General features: G+C 66.7%; 9 protein-coding genes. 2 read left to right on the forward strand and 7 right to left on the reverse strand.

Features of this window, described 5'->3' with window-relative positions; all coding sequences use genetic code 11:
* The first annotated feature begins 412 nt into the window (after positions 1 to 412).
* Together HAV22_RS04485 and HAV22_RS04490 are read left to right on the forward strand one after the other, a co-directional pair.
* Positions 413 to 2539: a beta-galactosidase gene (locus HAV22_RS04485; RefSeq protein WP_166856911.1), complete on the forward strand. Its 2127-nt coding sequence runs from the start codon at positions 413 to 415 to the stop codon at positions 2537 to 2539.
* Positions 2540 to 2627: 88 nt separating this feature from the next.
* Positions 2628 to 4370, forward strand: a complete 1743-nt coding sequence (locus HAV22_RS04490) for a DUF1444 domain-containing protein (RefSeq protein WP_166856913.1) — start codon at positions 2628 to 2630, stop codon at positions 4368 to 4370.
* A gap of 4 nt (positions 4371 to 4374) precedes the next feature.
* Here the strand turns inward: HAV22_RS04490 and HAV22_RS04495 are convergent, their stop codons facing one another.
* The 7 genes from HAV22_RS04495 to HAV22_RS04525 form a co-directional block, all read right to left on the reverse strand.
* On the reverse strand, positions 4375 to 5295 hold the full coding sequence (locus HAV22_RS04495; protein ID WP_166856916.1) for an alpha/beta hydrolase: 921 nt from the start codon (positions 5293 to 5295) through the stop codon (positions 4375 to 4377).
* A gap of 19 nt (positions 5296 to 5314) precedes the next feature.
* Positions 5315 to 7780: a glycoside hydrolase family 31 protein gene (locus HAV22_RS04500; RefSeq protein ID WP_166856919.1), complete on the reverse strand. Its 2466-nt coding sequence runs from the start codon at positions 7778 to 7780 to the stop codon at positions 5315 to 5317.
* Positions 7781 to 7782: 2 nt separating this feature from the next.
* Positions 7783 to 9420 carry an alpha-L-fucosidase gene (locus tag HAV22_RS04505; RefSeq protein WP_166856921.1) on the reverse strand — a complete coding sequence of 546 codons (1638 nt, stop codon included), beginning with the start codon at positions 9418 to 9420 and terminating at the stop codon, positions 7783 to 7785.
* Between the two features lie 142 nt (positions 9421 to 9562).
* Positions 9563 to 11092, reverse strand: coding sequence for a tryptophan halogenase family protein (locus tag HAV22_RS04510; RefSeq protein WP_166856923.1), 1530 nt, complete (start codon positions 11090 to 11092; stop codon positions 9563 to 9565).
* 78 nt (positions 11093 to 11170) lie between these two features.
* Positions 11171 to 14218, reverse strand: a complete 3048-nt coding sequence (locus HAV22_RS04515; protein ID WP_371869535.1) for a TonB-dependent receptor — start codon at positions 14216 to 14218, stop codon at positions 11171 to 11173.
* 213 nt (positions 14219 to 14431) lie between these two features.
* Positions 14432 to 15943, reverse strand: a complete 1512-nt coding sequence (locus tag HAV22_RS04520) for a tryptophan halogenase family protein (RefSeq protein ID WP_166856927.1) — start codon at positions 15941 to 15943, stop codon at positions 14432 to 14434.
* Positions 15944 to 16068: 125 nt separating this feature from the next.
* A complete protein-coding gene (locus HAV22_RS04525) occupies positions 16069 to 17277 on the reverse strand; it encodes an AraC family transcriptional regulator (RefSeq protein ID WP_166856929.1) in 1209 nt (402 codons plus the stop codon).
* Positions 17278 to 17425: the final 148 nt, after the last annotated feature.

Here is a 17425-nt window from a genome sequence, read left to right on the forward strand (position 1 = left end):
CCCCGCGCGGGATGCTACGAGGATCATAACCGCGCCCGTCCGCGATGTCGAAAAAAAGGGGCGGCCGCAGCCGCCCCGAAAAACCTACCATGCCAGGCGGTAGGAGACTACTCGGTAACCCGGGATGCCGGACCCGCCGGTCCGGCATCCCGTCGTGGGATTGGGTGTTGCATGGAGCGGATCGCCCGCCCCTCGCGCCGCACGTCGTCGACGTCAGCAGATGGACGCCATTGTGTTATCCACGCTGCGACGCGGCAATTGTGAAAATCGCCAGGATGGAACATGAAATTACGCAGCGGCGCACTTGGGACAAATCGTTGGCGCCGACGGTGTTTTTCGTAATTGCTCCCGCTTGCCATTCTTGTTCACAATGGCTTACTGTCCCGAACCATACCCAGAAGAAAGGCACCGAATGTTCACACGGAGACTCCTCCCCTACGCGGCCGCGTGCATCGCCGCGGCGTGCGCGCCGGCGTGGGCGGCCGCCGCGCCGGCGCAGGCCGAATTCCCGACCGTCCTCTACGGTGCGGCCTACTACCACGAGTACATGCCGTACGAGCGGCTGGACAAGGACGTCCAGATGATCAAGGCGGCCGGCTTCAACGTCGTGCGCCTGGGCGAATCGACGTGGAGCCTGTGGGAGCCGGAAGACGGCCGCTTCGAGTATGCGTGGATGGACCGCGTCGTCGACGCCATGGGCAAGGCGGGCATCAAGGTCATCATGGGCACGCCCACCTATTCGATTCCCGCGTGGATGGCGCACCAGCACCCCGAGATCCTCGCCACGAAATTCAACGGCGCGAAGAACACGTACGGCATGCGCCAGAACATGAACACGGACGCGCCGGCCTACCGCTTCTACGCGGAACGCCTGATCCGCCGCATCGCCGCGCACTACAAGGACAACCCGAACGTCATCGGCTGGCAGGTCGACAACGAGACGGCCACCTATGGCGCCGCCAACGACGACGTCTTCGTGCGCTTCCAGCACTACCTGGAAAAGAAATTCGGCACGCCGGAGAAGCTCAGCCAGGCCTGGTTCCTGAACTACTGGGGCCAGAACCTCCACACCTGGGAAGACCTGCCCCGTCCGGACGGCGCCCAGAGCACGGGCTACAAGCTGGAGTGGTCGCGCTGGGGCCAGATGCGCGTGACGGACTTCCTGCACTGGCAGGCGCAGCTCATCCGTGAAAACGCGGGACCGCGCCAGTTCGTCACGCACGATTTCGCTGGCTCGCTGCACGGGGACGTCGACGAGGGCGCCGTCGCGCGCGGGCTCGACGTCGCCGGCGTGAACATCTACCACTGGGGCACGCAGGACCAGTACGACGGCGCCGCGCAGAAGCTGGACGGCGATTTCACGCGGTCGCTCAAGCGCGGCAACTTCCTCGTCACGGAAACGAATGCGCAGACGACGGACTGGAGCTCCTCGTTCCAGTATCCGCCGTACGACGGCCAGTTCCGCGAGGACGTCTACACGCATTTGTCGAACGGCGCCAACATGGTGGAATATTGGCACTGGGCGTCGATCCACGGCAACCAGGAGACGTATTGGAAAGGCGTGCTGTCGCACGACCTGGAGCCGAACCGCGCCTATGCCGAAATGAGCCGCACGGGCAAGGAGCTCCAGAAGATCGGCCAGCATCTCGTCGACCTGCGCATCCATAACGACGTGGCAATCCTGTGGAGCCGCGACTCGCTGAACGCCGTGGGCGACATGCCGTTCGCGAAGCAGACGCAATGGGGCTCGGCCGGGACCAACGCCGACTACGCCTCGGAAGTGCGCCAGATCCACCGCGCGCTGTACGACCTGAACGTCGGCACGGACTTCGTGTTCCCGGACACGCAGGACCTGTCCGCGTACAAGGTGCTGATCGTGCCCACGCTGTACATCGCCGACGACGCCCTCCTCGCGCGCATCGCCGACTACGTGCGCAAGGGCGGCCACGTCGTGGTGACGTTCAAGAGCGGCTTCGCGAACGAGAACGCGGCCGTGCGCTGGACGATGGCGCCGGGCCCGCTGCGCGCCGCCCTCGGCTTCCACTACCAGGAATTCTCGAACCTGGCGCAGCCCCTCGCGCTTAAGGGCGATCCGTACCAGGTGGGCGACGACAACAAGGTGAAGCACTGGGCCGAGTTCCTGCAGCTGGACACGGCGCAGGCGCTCGCATGGTACGACCACCCGTTCTTCGGCCGCTGGCCCGCCATCACGGCGAACCAGTACGGCGCGGGCAAGGCCGTCTATGAAGGCACGTATTTGTCGGACAAGCTGCAGAAGGCCGTATTGCGCACCGTGTTGCAGGAACGGGGCCTGATCGGCACCGACCAGCAACTGCCGGCGCACATCCAGGCGCGCACGGGCGTGAATCGCTTCGGCAAGACGATCCGCTACTACTTCAACTACTCGGGCGCCCCGGTCACGTTCGCGTACGGCCACAACGCGGGGACGGACCTGCTGACGGGCCGTGGCGTGAAGGGGGGCGAGACGGTCAGCCTGGCGCCATGGGATCTCGTCATCGTCGAGGAGGACGGGCGCTGACACGGGCGTGGGACGTCGTTTTTTATTGCACGGCTGCAACGTTTTCTGTGCAAGAATAGAGCCTCTTTCATAAGACGACAGGTTCGCGATGACCTCTCCCACGTTTCGCGTCACGACACAGGGACTGCGGCCCGGCTACGCGGCCGGGCTGGCAGCCGACCAGCTGGCCGCGCTGTTCAAGCGCAGCAAGGAGGAGATCGCGCCCCTGCTCGGCAGCAAGCCGGTCGTCGTCAAACGGGGGCTGACGCGGGAAGCGGCCGAGCGCTACGCACGCGCGCTGGAAGGTTGCGGCTGCGTGTGCGCGATCGAAGCGGAGTCCACCCCGGCCGCCGCTGCGCCCTCCCCGCCACCGGCTGCGCCGCTGAGCGCGGACCAGCTGGGCGCCGTCTTCCCGATCCTGCGGCGCGCGGCGGTGCAGGCGCCGGACGCGGATCCCGCCGTCGTGCAGGCATTCGCCGGCGACCTCGAGATCGTCTTCCGGACGGTGACGGACGGCGTGCTCCTGCGCCAGTCCGTGCTGCGCGCGACGATGATGGACATGGACAGGCTGTACGCACTCGCGGTGTGGAACCTGTATAACTGGGTGCACTCGCGCATCACCTTCAAGCAGATGGCGATCCAGGCCCCCGAAGGCGGTACGGTCGGCGCACGTTTCTTCTCGTACGTCGAGCTGGGCGATGGCCTGGCGGCGTCCTGCCTGCTGCTGCAACCCATCTGGGAAGCGCTCGCGGCGCACCTCAAGGGGCCGGTGCGGGTCGCCGTGCCGCATGCGAACTTCTGCATGTTCTGCAGCGCCCATGACGACTTCGTCGCCGCGATGATGTGCGACCTCGCGGCCGAGACGTGGGCAGAAGCGGGTGACGCTGCCCTCTCCGGCCTGACGTATTCTGTCGATGGCGCTGGCCGGGTCGACGTCGTGCCGGGCGCGCATCTGCTGCGCACGGCGCCACCGCCGCCCACCGTGCCCGTGACGGCTTCCGCGCAACTGGTCGTCCCGAAGCTGCACGCCCACGCCGGCAATGCGGCATTGCTGGCCTTGTCGGACGACCGGTTGCGCAAGGTCCAGCCCCAGTTGTTCGACACTGCACAATGGTCCCGGGAAGACGTCCGCGTGCGCTGGCTGAGCAACATCGGCGACACGCTGGCGCGCGGCGACAGCCGGGCCGCCGTGGTCGTCGATGCGGCCAACGCGATCGTCGCGTCGTACACGGACGAACTGGATTGCGTCGTGCTCCTCAAATTCGATCCAGCGCTCGCGCTGGCGCACGGCTGGCGCGACGGCACCCGTCTGCTGTCGGCAAACTCGTACCTCGACCGCGATAACGGCGTCGCACCCGACCTGCGGCCGGGCCCCGGCGACGAAGGCCGCTGGGGCAACCTCTGGCCGCTGATTGCCGACCTGCTGACGGACGATGCCGCGGGCCTCGCCGCGCGCAAGGCGACGATCGCGGAGGCGGAGTGGAACCGCGCGTGGGACCTGGGCCTGCGCGCGCTGGCCAACAACGACACCCCGCGCGATGGGCGGCCGGTGACGAGCATGGCGCCGGCGCGCAAGCCCCGCGCGGCAGCATCGGCCGCTGCACCGGGTGCAGCCACGCGCACGCGCGCGGCGCCGCGCAAGCCCGCGCGCGCGCAAGGCACGTTCGGCGCGTGCGTGAAAAATGCCGCCATCGGCGGCGTGTGCGCCTGGGCCGTCTGGGGCGCGGGCCTCCACGTGGCGGAGATGCCGCACGACGGCCTGTTCTACGTGGCCTGCTTCGGCATCGCCGTATTCGGCGCCATCGGGCTGGGTTGCCTGTGGAGCGCCGCGAACTACCTGCGCGGCGCCTGAGTCCTCAACGGAACAGCTGCTGGGCGTAGTGGTACAGGTTCTCCGCCCAGCTGTCGCGGTCGTGGCCATACTCGTCCACGTTCCACTTGTGGGCCACCCCCTGCTCCCGCAGCTTGCGGTGGACGCCCTGCGCGACGTTGATCAACCCGTCGCGGTTGCCGCACGACAGATACACGAGCTTCAGCCGGCTGCCCGACTTCACCGCCGCACCGGCCAGCCTGGCCGGATCGTCCGTGTTCGGCGCCGGCGAGAACCCCGCGACCCAGGCGAACGCCTCGGGATGCGCCAGGCCGAAGTTCAATGACTGCCCGCCGCCCATCGACAGGCCGCCGATCGCGCGGTGCGCGCCGTCCGCCTGCGTCGGATACGCGGCGTCGACGGCGGGAATCAGCGATTCCAGCAGGTCGCGCTCGAAGCGCGCGAAGCCGGCCGCGTTCTCCTGCGTGAAGACCTTGTCCTGCGGCGGCGCACGGTCGTCCGCCAGCGCGCGGCCGTTCGGCATCACGACGATCATCGGCACGACCTTGCCCGCGGCCATGAGGTTGTCGAGGACCTCGCTCGAGCGCACGTACCCGCGCCACTCGTCCTGGTTGCCGCCGATGCCGTGCAACAGGTACAGCACCGGATAGCGGCGCGCCTTGTCGTAGCCGGGCGGCAGCCACACGTTGGCAGCGCGCCGCGTGCCCGTGACGATGGATGCGTACGTGAACGGTTCCACCGTGCCGTGCGCGCTGCCCGGCTGCGCGTCGGCGAAGCCGGCCGGCGGCTTCGGATACGCGCGCACGTCGTCGGCGGCGAGCACGATGGGACGGGCGAAGTTGGCGCGCGCCTTGTCCGCATTGACCTCGGCGTCCTGCGCGTGCGCGCCCGCGCCCAGCGCGCACAGGACGGCGGCGGCCAAGGTCGAAGCGAAGCGAATCTTCATGGTTCGGTTCCTGAGTGGTTCAAGGTTGGATGGTCATGGCCCGGCCATCGTAGACGACATCGACGGCCTTGTCTTCCCGTCCGACGACGACGACCCGGAATCGGCGCTGCGCCCGCATGCCGGGGAACGTGCCGCGCCGTCCGGCGATCGTGAGCTTGTGCGCCGCGTCGTCCCAGCGCATGTCGGTGAGCGCGTATTCGCCCCGTTCGTAGCCCCAGCCCTCGCCCGCGTCCTCGTACAACGTATAGGTGCCGTCGGCGCCGGGATAGATGCGCAGTTCGAGCGGCACGTCCGTCGGTTCCGATGCGTACTGCACGACGGGGCCCAGCGGGACGATGCTGCCGGCCCGCACGTGCAGCGGGATGCGGGCGAGCGGCGCGGCCGTGGCGATGGTGCGGCCGCCGGCCAGGCGCTCTCCCGTCCAGAAGTCGAACCACGTGCCCGCCGGCAGGTAGACGTCGCGCGTGCGCGCCGCGGCCTCGATCGGCGTGGAGCCGGGCCCGTAATACATCGGCGTCGTGACGGGACTGACCATGAGCCCCTCGCCGAACAGCATCTGCGACTTGAGGTCGTGCGTATGCGGATCGTCCGGGAACGCGAACGCCACCGGCCGGATGAACGACGCGCCGCGCAGGTGCACGAGGCCGGCCTGCGAATAGATCGCCGGCAGCAGGCGGTAGCGCAACTGGATCGCGTCCACGATCGCGTCGTAGAACGGCGTGCCCGGCGCGCCGAAGTGCCAGGGCTCGCGCGGCGTGTCAGTGCCGTGGCTGCGGAACATGGGCAGGAACACGCCGAACTGCAGCCAGCGGGCGTACAGCTCGCGATAGCCCAGGTCCGCCACGCCCTTGTCGAAGTCGCCGGCCATGAACCAGGGCTGGCCGCGCCCCGTGAAGAACGCACCCACGTCGAACGTGACGTACGGATTGCCCGACGCGCTGTAGCGCTGCACGGCCGCGACCTGTTGCGCGAACACGGGCCACGTGGCCGAGATGTCGCCCGTCCATGCGACGGCACCCGCCGCCTGGCTGCCGGGATAGGCGGACCGCGTCAGGTTCACGAGGCGCTTGTCCGGCACCTGCCGGCGCCAGTTGCGCATGAAATGCTGCGCATCGACGAGCGCGTACGCATTCAGGTATTGCGGATCCATGACGCGCGCCAGGCCGTCGACGTTGACGTCGTCGGCGTGCGCCGTCCGGCGTGGATCCCACGTCCAGTCGGCGACTTCCGGCTCGGTCGAGTCGCACCACCACGCATCGATGCCGTGCCGCCCCAGATAAGTCCACACGTTGCGGAAATAGGCGTCGGCCGCGTCAAGCCGGAAGAAATCGACGTACGGCGTCCCGCCGCTCAGGTAGCCCGCCTCCTTCAGTTCGCGGCCGGGCGCGTCGAGCGGCGTCGGGTTCGGCCAGATGGAGATCATGACGTGCGCGTTCTCGTCGTGCACGGCCCGGGTCATCGCGCCGAGGTCGGGATAGCGAGAAGGGTCCGGCACGGGGCTGCCCCAGTGGTCCGGCGTCCAGTAGTTCCAGTCCTGGACGATGAGATCGAGCGGGATGCGGCGCTCACGGAATGCCTTCACCGTGGCGACGACTTCGTCCTGCGTCTTGTAGCGTTCCTTCGACTGCACATAGCCGTACGCCCAGCGCGGCAGCATGGTCGCGGCGCCCGTCAGCTGGCGGTAGCCCTCGATCGCGCCGTCCATCGACGGCCCGACGATGACGTAGTAATCGAGATCGTCCACGACGTCGCTCGTGACGGACATCCCCGTCTTCCCGTCCGCGAACGTCATGGCGCTGTACGTATCGAACAGCACGCCGTAGCCGCGCGTCGACACGACGAACGGCAGCACGATGCGCAGGTTGTGCTGGTACAGGCGCTTCGTCTTGCCGCGCAGGTCGAGGTCGGACGTCTCGTCGAAGCCCAGGCCATACAGCGCTTCGTCGCCGGCGAGGCGGAAGCGCGCCGTCGCCTGCCACGCGTCGCGGTCCTTCGTCCGCACGTAGCGGTCGGCCACCTGGCGGTCGCCGTCGACCGTCTTGACGGTGGCCACGGAGGCAGGATCGGGCGCAGACTTGAACACGGCCACCCGCTCGAACGCACGGGGCGCCGCGGCGTCCTCGCGCAACAGGACGGTGCCTGCGGCATCGCGGAACACGAGCGCGCCCGTCGTCCGGTTCACGGCGACACTCGCCCGCGCCGAGCGCAGCACGCGGTCCTTGCCCTGGTCGCCCGCCGTGACGGGCCCCGGCCGCTCGGCGACCGGTACACGCATGAGGTGCGCGGACGCGGACCACGCGGCGTTGCGCGTCGCGGTGACGTGCACGATGCGGTCGGTGACGAAATCGACCTTGACCCGCGTGTCGCCCACACGGTATTCGATCCCGCTGGCGGACTCGCGCACGTCCTGGACCGCGGCGTGCGCCGCGTCCACGCACGACAGCAGCGCGAACGCCGCCAGCACGGCCCGCAGTCGGCGTGGCACGATCACGCCACCCTCAGCGCGAATGCATACGGCAGTGCGGGACGCTGTTGCGGCAGGGTCACCGAGAGGCCATCGGCCGTCTGCTGGAACGCGAGCGCGCCGCCGCCCACGAGCTCCACGCGCGCCACCGGCTTGGGCAGGTGGTCGCCGCCGGCACGCATCGCCTTGATGTTGACCTTCCCGTCTTCCGGCCACCCCATCACGAACGCGTACACGGCATCCTTGCCGGACGTGAAGCGGATGTCGGCGCCGGAGAACGGCCGGCCCTTGCCCTCGTTGAAGCCGGGGCCGGACAACGGCGCGGCCGCATCGTCGGCCACGGGCCCTTCGCCGTACAGCACCCAGGGGCGGCTGTCGAAGATGCCTTCGCCGTTGGCGGCCGTCCAGCGGCCGATCTCCTCGACGATGGCGCGTTCCTGCTCGTCGATGGTGCCGTTGCCGCGCACGGGCACGGACAGCAGCAGGTTGCCGTTCTTGCTGACGACGTCGATCAGCGTGTGCACGACCGTCTGCGCGCTCTTGTACGCCTTGTTGTCGTAGATGCGGCGGTCGTAGTGCCAGCTGCCGATGCAGGTGCACGTCTGCCACGGCAGCGGCTCGATGCGCGGGCTCTGGCCCCGCTCGATGTCCCACACCATCGAATGGCGCTGGACCTCGTCGAGGATCTTGCCGTTGACGACGACGTCGACCTTGCCCCGCTTGGCGACGCTGCGGTTGTACATATGCGCGAGCAGTTGCGAGCCGACGTCGCTGACGGGCCACAGCGGCAGCACGGTGTCATCGTAGTAGACGAGGTCGGGGTCGTAGCTGTCGATCAGGTCGACGGTACGGTTGTACAGCTTGTCCGCATACGCCTTGCTCGGGGCGACCACGCCGCCGCCCCACGCCCAGCGCTGGTCGGTGCTGCCGCCGTCCTTGCTGAGCGGGTGGGCCTGTGCATACAGGGCCTGCGGATCGTGGCCGTTCCACCACTGGCCGCGGCCATCGGCCTTGGTCAGGCGGCCGTCGTACGGGACGCCGGCCAGCGGGCCCGTCTTGTCCGCGCCCTGCGCCGTCTCGTACCAGTTCCACGCGTGCGCCGCGTGCACGGACACGCCGAAGCGCAGGCCGTGCTTGCGGGCCGCGTCGTGCCAGCCTTTGATCAGGTCCTTGCCGGGTCCGAGCTTCGTCGAGTTCCACTCAGGCTGGTAGCGGCTGTTGTACAGGTCGAAGTTGTCGTGGTGGTTGGCCAGCGCGACGAAGTATTTCGCGCCCGCGCTCTTGTACAGGCCCACGAGTTCGTCCGGATTCCAGCGCTCCGCCTTCCAGCGGCGGATGATGTCCTTGAAGCCGAACTTCGACGGGTGCCCGTATTTCGCCACGTGGTACTTGTAGTGGTCACTGCCCTCCTCGTACATGCCGCGGGCGTACCAGTCGCCGTGTTCGGGTTCGCACTGCGGGCCCCAGTGCGCCCAGATGCCGAACTTCGCGTTGCGGAACCAATCGGGCGTCTCGTACTTCGACAGCGATTGCCAATTCGGCTCGAACGGGCCGGTGGCCATGGGCACGCGGGTGGCGGCCGCCTTCGCGGCGGCATAGGGGGACAGGGCCAGCGCGGGCAGCGCGGAGGCCAGGTGCTGCAGGAGTTCACGTCGTTTCATCGGCATCTTTCCAAGGTAGGTATCGGGGCGGCCATTGTGCGAAGGGCTCTTGTCGATCGACGAAATAGTGCCCGTCGACTCCTACCCCGGCAATTATGAAATCCGCCAGGCGGCCTCATATTTTCGTGAGGCCGCGGCGCCGTCAGGCGGCGCGCCTGCCCGCCGGGTCGTCGCCAACCACGTGCTTGACGAATGCCGCATGGTCCGGCATCGCGTCGACGGCCCGCCGGATCGAATCGCGCACCTTGTGGAAGTGGTCGAGCAGGTAGCCGGGATCCATGAGGTCGATGAAGGGGTCGTTCTTCTCCGGGAAGATCCCGTGCCCCATCAGGATCGACACCCACGAGTCTTCCAGGAAGCCCTGCTGGTCGAGGATCGCGACGCGGCTCGAGTCGCGGAACAGGTCGATCTGGTGCTGCAGGATGTCCGGAACGGCCATGTTGCGGCAGTAGCGCCAGAATTCGGAATCGTCGCGGTTCGTGAGCTTGTAGTGCAGGATGATGAAATCGCGGATGTATTCGTAGCGCTGCGACAGCAGGCGGTTGAACTCGTCGGCCAGCGCGGGGCTGCAGTCGCGGTCCGGGAAGAATTGGACGATCCACCCCACCGTCATCTCGATCATGTTGATGCTCGTCGATTCGAGCGGCTCGATGAACCCCGTCGACAGGCCGACGCCCACGCAGTTCTTGATCCACGACTTGCGCCGGCGGCCCGGCGTGAAGCGCAGCTGGCGCGGCGCGTCGATGGCCGCGCCTTCGAGCACGCCTTCCAGCACGCGCGTCGCTTCCGCGTCCGTCGTGAAGCCGTCGCAATACACGTGGCCGTTGCCCATGCGGTGCTGCAGCGGAATGCGCCACGTCCAGCCCGCGCTTTGCGCCGTCGACCGCGTGTAAGGCACCAGCGGGCCGTCCGGGTTCGTGCACGGCATGGCCTGCGCGCTGTTACAGGGCAGCATGGCGCTCCAGTCCTCGTAGCCGGCCTTGTAGACGCCTTCCAGCAGCAGCGCCCGGAACCCCGTGCAATCGACGAACAGGTCGCCTTCGAAGCGGCGGCCGTCACGCAGCTTGACGGCCGTGACGAAGCCCGTCTCGGGGTGTTGCTCGACGTCGACGACCATGCCTTCGATGCGCGTGACGCCGCGCGCGACCGCGTAGTCGCGCAGGTAGGCCGCGTACAGGCTGGCGTCGAACTGGAAACCGTAGGAATACGAATTGGTGACGGACGGCTGGTCGCCGTACGGCGGCACGAAGCGGTGCGCGCGCGACATGGCGTCGGCCGTCGACCATTCCTCGTACGACGGCATGTCCTTGACGTCGCGCTTCAGGCGCAGCCAGTACATGTACGCGGGACGGCTCTCGATCATCGGCCCGAAATTGCCGAAGGCGTGGAAGAACCGGCTGCCCACATGGCCCCAGTCGCGGAACTCGGTGCCGAGCTTGAACGTGGCCTGGGTCTTCTTGATGAAGTCGGCGGCATCCAGGCCCAGCGCCTGGTTGTAGTAGCGGATGGTGGGCAACGTCGCTTCGCCCACGCCCACTGTGCCGATCTCGGGCGATTCGATGAGGACGATCTCGCACGCCTTGCCCAGCTTCTGCGCCAGCGGCGCGGCGGTCATCCAGCCGGCGGTGCCGCCGCCCACGATGACGATTTGTCGGATGGCCTTGTCGGACATGATCTCTCCAATCACAAAAACGCGAACCTCCCGCAACCGGCCGGGCTTGCGGGAGGCGTACTACATGCTACACGACGATCAGAACGAGTAACCCATGCGGACCGAGTAGCTGCGGCCAGTATAGAACGCGCCGCGCTCCATCAGGCCGATATGCTGCTGCATGTACTGGCGGTAGATGGCATTGGTCAGGTTCGACGCTTCCACAGACAGCTTCAGGTTGGGGGTGATTTCGTACTGGAAGCTGCCGTCAAGCTCGCCATACGCACCGCCATACGTCGGCAGCGCGTAGTTGACCGAGTAGCCCTTGCCGAAGTTCGGGCTGTCCGGGTTCGCGTCGATGCCTTCGCCGCCGTTCGTGCCGTACGCATTGACCGCCTGCAGGTACTTCGAACGCCAGCTGTACGCCAGGCGCGCGGACACCGGCCCCTTGTCGTACAACAGGGCAAGGTTGTAGGCGTTCTTCGACAGGTTGGTCATCGGCAGCCCGCCCAGGATGCGGCCGTCGGTGTCGCAACCCGCCAGGTCGCGCGCCGTGTTCGCGGCAGGCGTGTCCTTCGGCGTGCACCATACCACGCCCGGCGGCGCGTTCAGGTTCAGGCGGCTGTCGAGGTAGGTGTAGTTCGCCGAGATACCGAAGCCGGACCAGAAACCGGGCAGCTTGTCGAAGTACTGCTGGTACGCGATTTCCGCACCGTTGGCACGGCCCTTGGCGCCGTTCGTCGGCCCGGTAACGTTGAAGTCGTAAGGCTTGCCCGTCAGGTCGTTCATCGTGTAAGTCGACGTCTGGCCGATGACGATGTCCTTGATGCGCTTGTTGAACACCGCCAGCGTCAGCGAGCCGCCATGGCCGAAATAGTATTCGGCCGTGAAGTCGAGGTTGTCCGACGTCGTCGGCTTCAGGGCCGGATTGCCGCGGGCGGAGCCGGTGAAGGTGATCGAATCGAGGGTCGTGACCTTCGTCGCCGTGTCGGTGGTCGTCTTGATGTTCTCGCTCAGCGTCGTGTAGGCCTGCAGCTGGTAGAAGTCCGGACGCGTCATGCCTTTCGAGTACGCGCCGCGGAATTGCAGGCCGTCGTTGACCTTCATGCGCACGTTCAGGCTCGGCAGCACGTTCGTGTACGAGTTGTCGAAGTCGCGCTTGGCGGACAGGTCTGCGAACGCCGGCACGCCGCCTCCCGAGATCTTGGAGATGTCCTGCTGCGTGTACAGCAGATAGCCCGTCGCTGCCATATTGGTGCGGACGACGCGCACGCCCACGTTGCCGTCGATCGGGTAACGCAACGTGTCGACGTTGAAGCGCAGCTGGCTGTACGCGGCCTTGGTGCGCTCGCGCTGCTGGTTCAGGCCCTCGGCGTCGCCGAACGGCGCGGGCTTCCAGTTCATCGCGCACGGCGTGCTCGTGCACAGCAGGTTCGCATAGCCATGGATCAGGGCGAAGCCGGATGGCGCACCGTCAGGGTTCGGCGTGTTCAGTGCCGGATCGGCGATGATGACCGGCGGCGGCGCCGTCATCTGGCCACCGAAGAAGTTCGGGAAGCCCATCGTCATGACCGGCTTCGAGAAACGCGGATCGTTCAGGTAGGGGTAGCCGTTGATCGCCCAGCCTTGCATCCACGGCTGCGCGATCGCGGTCCATTCGCTGCCGTGCGTCGAGCGCGTGTCGGCCTTGCGGTCGGTGAAGCGCACGCCGAACCGCAAGTCGTTCAGCACCGGGCTGTCGAACGTAAACTTGGCGTCCAGGCGTGCCGCGTTCAACGTGCCGGTGGCCTTGTCGCGGTGCTCCTGGCTGGTGCCCCAGTAATACGTCTTCGGATCCGTCAGCAAGGCGCGGTCCGCAGCGTCGAAATGCAGCTCCGCCGGCGACTTGGTCAGATCCCACGTCATTTTCGGCAGCGTGCCCTGCATGCCGACCAGATTGTCATAGCCGGTGGTGGTCGCGCGGGTGTGCTGCAGGTCGGAACTGACCGTCCACTGGTCGCTCGCGCGCCAGTCCGCGTGCCACGCGACGTCGCGGGTGTCGGACTTGCGGCCCGCCGCGCGCGACGAGCTGCTCAGGCTGATCCCCGTTTCGTTCGGCGAACGCAGCGTGCCGGTCAGCAGCGCGCCGTTGTCGGCAAAAGTGGCGCCGGGGTCGAGCATGCTGGTCGACGGGTTTGCCGTGCCCGTGTTCATGCCATATTCCGTCGTGTTCATGTCGTACTTCGAACGGAAGAACGTCAGGTAGGACGACAGGTTGTCCTTCTTCCACTGCAGTGCGCCATACAGGCCGTCGCGTTCGCGCTCGAAATTGTTCGACGTCCAGTAGCTGCCGTTCGGGATCCAGCGTTGCGTGCCGCTCGTGTCGCCCGTGACCGCGTTGGTGCGCGGGATGTACGGGGAAATCTGCATGCCGTCACTGCGCGTATTGATGCGCGAACGGGCCACGTCGATCAAGGCGCCGAACTGGCCGAAGGGTGTGTTCCAGCGGTTCGACAGCAGGCCGGACACGCCGGGCGACGTCTTGCCGCGCAGTTGCGAACGGCGTTCCTCCACCGACAGCGCACCCTTGGCGCCCTTGAAGTCGAACGGCAGCGCCGTGCGCAGATTCACCAGGCCGCTGATGCCGCCCTCGATCTGCTCGGCCGACGGGTTCTTGTACACGTCCAGGCCGCTCATCAGTTCCGGCGGCACGTCCTCGAAGCTCAGCGAGCGGCCACCGTTGGCGGAAAACGCGTCGCGGCCGTTGAGTTCCGAACGCACATAGGTCAGGCCGCGCACCGACACGCCGGTGCCTTCCGCGGCGTAGTGGTTGACGCCGTCGCCCACGCCCTGCTGCGGATCGACGCGGTTCAGCGTACGGTCGATGGTGACGCCGACCACGCGCTGCAGGACTTCCGTCACCGACTTGTCCGGCAGCTTGCCAATGTCGTCGGCGACGATGGAATCGACGATCTCGTCCGCGTTGCGTTTGCGGGCCGACGCCGATTCCAGCGCGGCGCGCTGGCCCACGACCACGACGGTGGCCGTGCTACCGTCGTCCTTCTTGCCGGTGTCTTGGGCGAAGGCACTGTGCGCCATCATGGCGCCGCTCGCCATCAATACGAACTGGGCGGCGCCCACGGCGATTGCTGTTCTCTGAAACCTCACTGGCGTTCTCCTCATTCAGCCTGTCTGTTCTTGTGGATCCCTGGCCGCGACGCCGGACGGTCACGGTGGAAACCTCATTTTGAGCAGGTACCGGGCGAGGGACAATTCATAAATTTGCCAAACCGAACATTAATTTGATTAAAGTAGTATGAACGCAACAGTTCCGAATATAAACGTTTGATTATTATCTGAACGAAAAATGAACGAACCGGTTCACGTGTGCGCCGTTCCCGTCACCTGCGCGAGGAACGCCCCGTGGTCGGGCATCGCGCCGACGACCTGCCGGATCGCCGCGTGGACGTTCTGAAAGTGCTCGAGCAGACTGCGCGGATCCATGCGCTCGATGATCTGGTCGCAGCGCTCGGGTCGCAGGCCGTTGCCCAGCATGATCGCCGCATGCGAATCGACCTGGAACCCCTGCAGGTCATAGATGGCGACGTGGCCCGTGGCGCGGAACATGTCGATCTGGTGCTGCAGCGCGTCGGAGACGGGCATGTTCGCGCAATAGCGCCAGAATTCCGAGTCGGTGCGCTTGGTCAGCTTGTAGTGCAGGACGATGAAGTCGCGTACGTACTCATAGCGCTGGCCGACCAGCCGGTTGAATTCGTCGGCCAGTTCCGGACTGCAGTCGCGGTCCGGGAAGAACTGGACGAGCCAGCCGACGGCCAGCTCGATGATGTTGATGCTCGTCGATTCCAGCGGTTCCAGGAAGCCGCTCGACAGGCCGATCGCCACGCAGTTCTTGACCCACGACTTGCGCCGCTGTCCCGTCGTGAAACGGAGCTGGCGCGGCGTGTCGAGCGGCGCCGTATCGAGGCCATCCAGCAGCACGCGCCCCGCCTCCTCGTCCGACATGAAGCCGTCGCAGTACACGTGGCCGTTGCCGTTGCGGTGCTGCAGCGGGATGCGCCATTGCCAGCCCGCGCTCTTCGCCGTCGAGCGCGTGTACGGCGTTTTCACGTCCGCCAGCGCGCTCGGCACGGCCTGCGCGCTGTTACAAGGCAGCATCGCGCTCCAGTCCTCGTAGCCGGCCTTGTACACGCCCTCGATCAGCAGGCCGCGGAAGCCCGTGCAATCGACGAACAGGTCGCCCTCGACGCGGCGGCCGTCGGCCAGCTTGACGGCCGTGATGAAGCCCGTTTCCGGATGCCGCTCGACCTCGCCCACCGTGCCTTCGATGCGCTTGACGCCGCGCGCCGTCGCGTATTCACGCAGGTACAGTGCGTACAGGCCCGCGTCGAACTGGAACGCATACGAATACGCATTGGTGGGGCTTTGCGCGTCGCCGTGCGGCGGCACGAAGCGGTTCGCGTGCGCCATCGTCGCCGTGAGGGACCAGTCCTCGTACGGCGGCAAGTCCTTGACCTCGCGCGCGAGACGCTGCCAGGCCATGAACGCGGGACGGTTCTCGATGGGGGGACCGTAGTCGCCGAAGCCGTGGAAGAACCGGTTGCCGAGGTGGCCCCAGTCCACGAAGTCGATACCGAGCTTGAACGTGGCCTTCGTCCGGCGAACGAACTCCCCGGCGTCGATGCCGAGCGCGTGGTTGTAGTACGTGATGGTGGGCAGCGTCGATTCGCCGACGCCGACGGTGCCGATCTCGGGCGATTCGACGAGCACGATCTCGCACGTCGGGCCCAGCTTGAGCGCCAGCGGCGCGGCGGTCATCCAGCCGGCGGTGCCGCCGCCCACGATGACGATTTTACGGATGGCCTTGTCGGACATGAAACTCCAATCATAGAAACGCGCAGTCCAGCCAATTCTGGTGAGCGGTATCCGGCGGGACAATTACAAAATTGATCAACCGCGCCCATGAAATTGATGAGGAGTTTCGTCCGCGCGGACGACGGTTACGGCGCCGCGGCTTCCTGGACGGGGCTGTCCGGCTGTTCCTGCTGCACCGCCAGCGCACGGAACGCCTTCGGGGTGCAGCCGTATTCTTCCTTGAACAGCTTGTTGAAGTACGAGACGTTGGCATAGCCGACCGAGAACGCGATCTCCGCGATGCCCGTGCCGCTGTTCTCCGCCAGCAGCCGGGCCGCTTCCGTCAGGCGCAGCTTGTTCAGGTAGCTGGTGAACGTCATGCCGAGTTCCGATTTCAGCACGTCGTTGACCTTCGTGCGGTTCGTCCCCGTCCCGGCGACGACGCCTTCCAGGTCGAGCTCCGGGTTCGTGTAGTTAGACGCGATGAAGCGCAGCACCGACACCTTTTCCTTGTCCCGGTACGGCTCCAGCGTGAGCTGGCGATAGGCGACGAGCGGCAGGTCGGTCTTCAGCGTGGAGCCTACGCTCGCGATCATCGCGCGCGCCTGGGCCCGGAAGAACCAGATGCCGAAACCGGCCCACCCTGCCGCCACGAGCGCGGCCAGCCAGGCGAGCCAGCGATAATCGCGGCCCCGCATCGTGAAATTGCTGATCTCGACGTGGGACGGGACGCCGCGCGGGCTCTGCGACGTGGCGCCGAACACGAAGCGCGCTACCCGGTCCAGCTTGAAGTCCTGGCGCGACACGTCGCGGTGGAACGCGTCGAACCACCATTGGGGCACCGACAGCCGCGTCGTGTCGATGGACACGGGCACGCCGTCCTCGTTGCAGGAGAAATAGGTCAGCGCCGGCGGATAGGTGAAGAAATTACCCGGCTTCGAGACCCGTTCGTCGTGGATCGAGATGATGAATACCATCGAGTTCGCCGGCGCGCATTTGGCGAGGAAGGACACGGTGCCGTACCGGGACAGGTCGACCAGGGCGGGCGCGCCCTTCGCATCGGCGGCGATCAAGTCGGCGGAGACGTTGATGTCCGGCGTGCCCGGAGGGAGGTTCATGTCGAAGCGCAGACCGTCGCGCATCGTGTCGTCGACGCGGATCACGGGTGCGCCGGCCGGCCACGGCGAGACGGTATAGCCGCGATGCCATTCCACGGCGCGTCCGTCGACGCCCTTCTGGCCCGGCAGGATCGGCAGCGAGAGATAGCTCCGTTCAATGAATACGACCGCGAACAGCGCATCCGCGAGCACGATGACGATGAACGCGAGCAGCGCCTTCTTATAAAACTCTTGCATATGGCACGGTGGTGAATGTCTCCAGTCGTCACCTCTGGCGGGGACGTCACCGGAATCATAACAGCCCACCCATGCGGGGTCTTGGTTTCGGCCCGTTCGCGCCGCTGCGTTGCAAGTGCGCAACGGGGGCGCCAAGCCCCCAGCCCTG

The sequence above is a fragment of the Telluria antibiotica genome, from assembly GCF_011682055.1.
In the GTDB taxonomy this organism is placed as follows: Bacteria; Pseudomonadota; Gammaproteobacteria; order Burkholderiales; family Burkholderiaceae_D; genus Telluria; species Telluria antibiotica.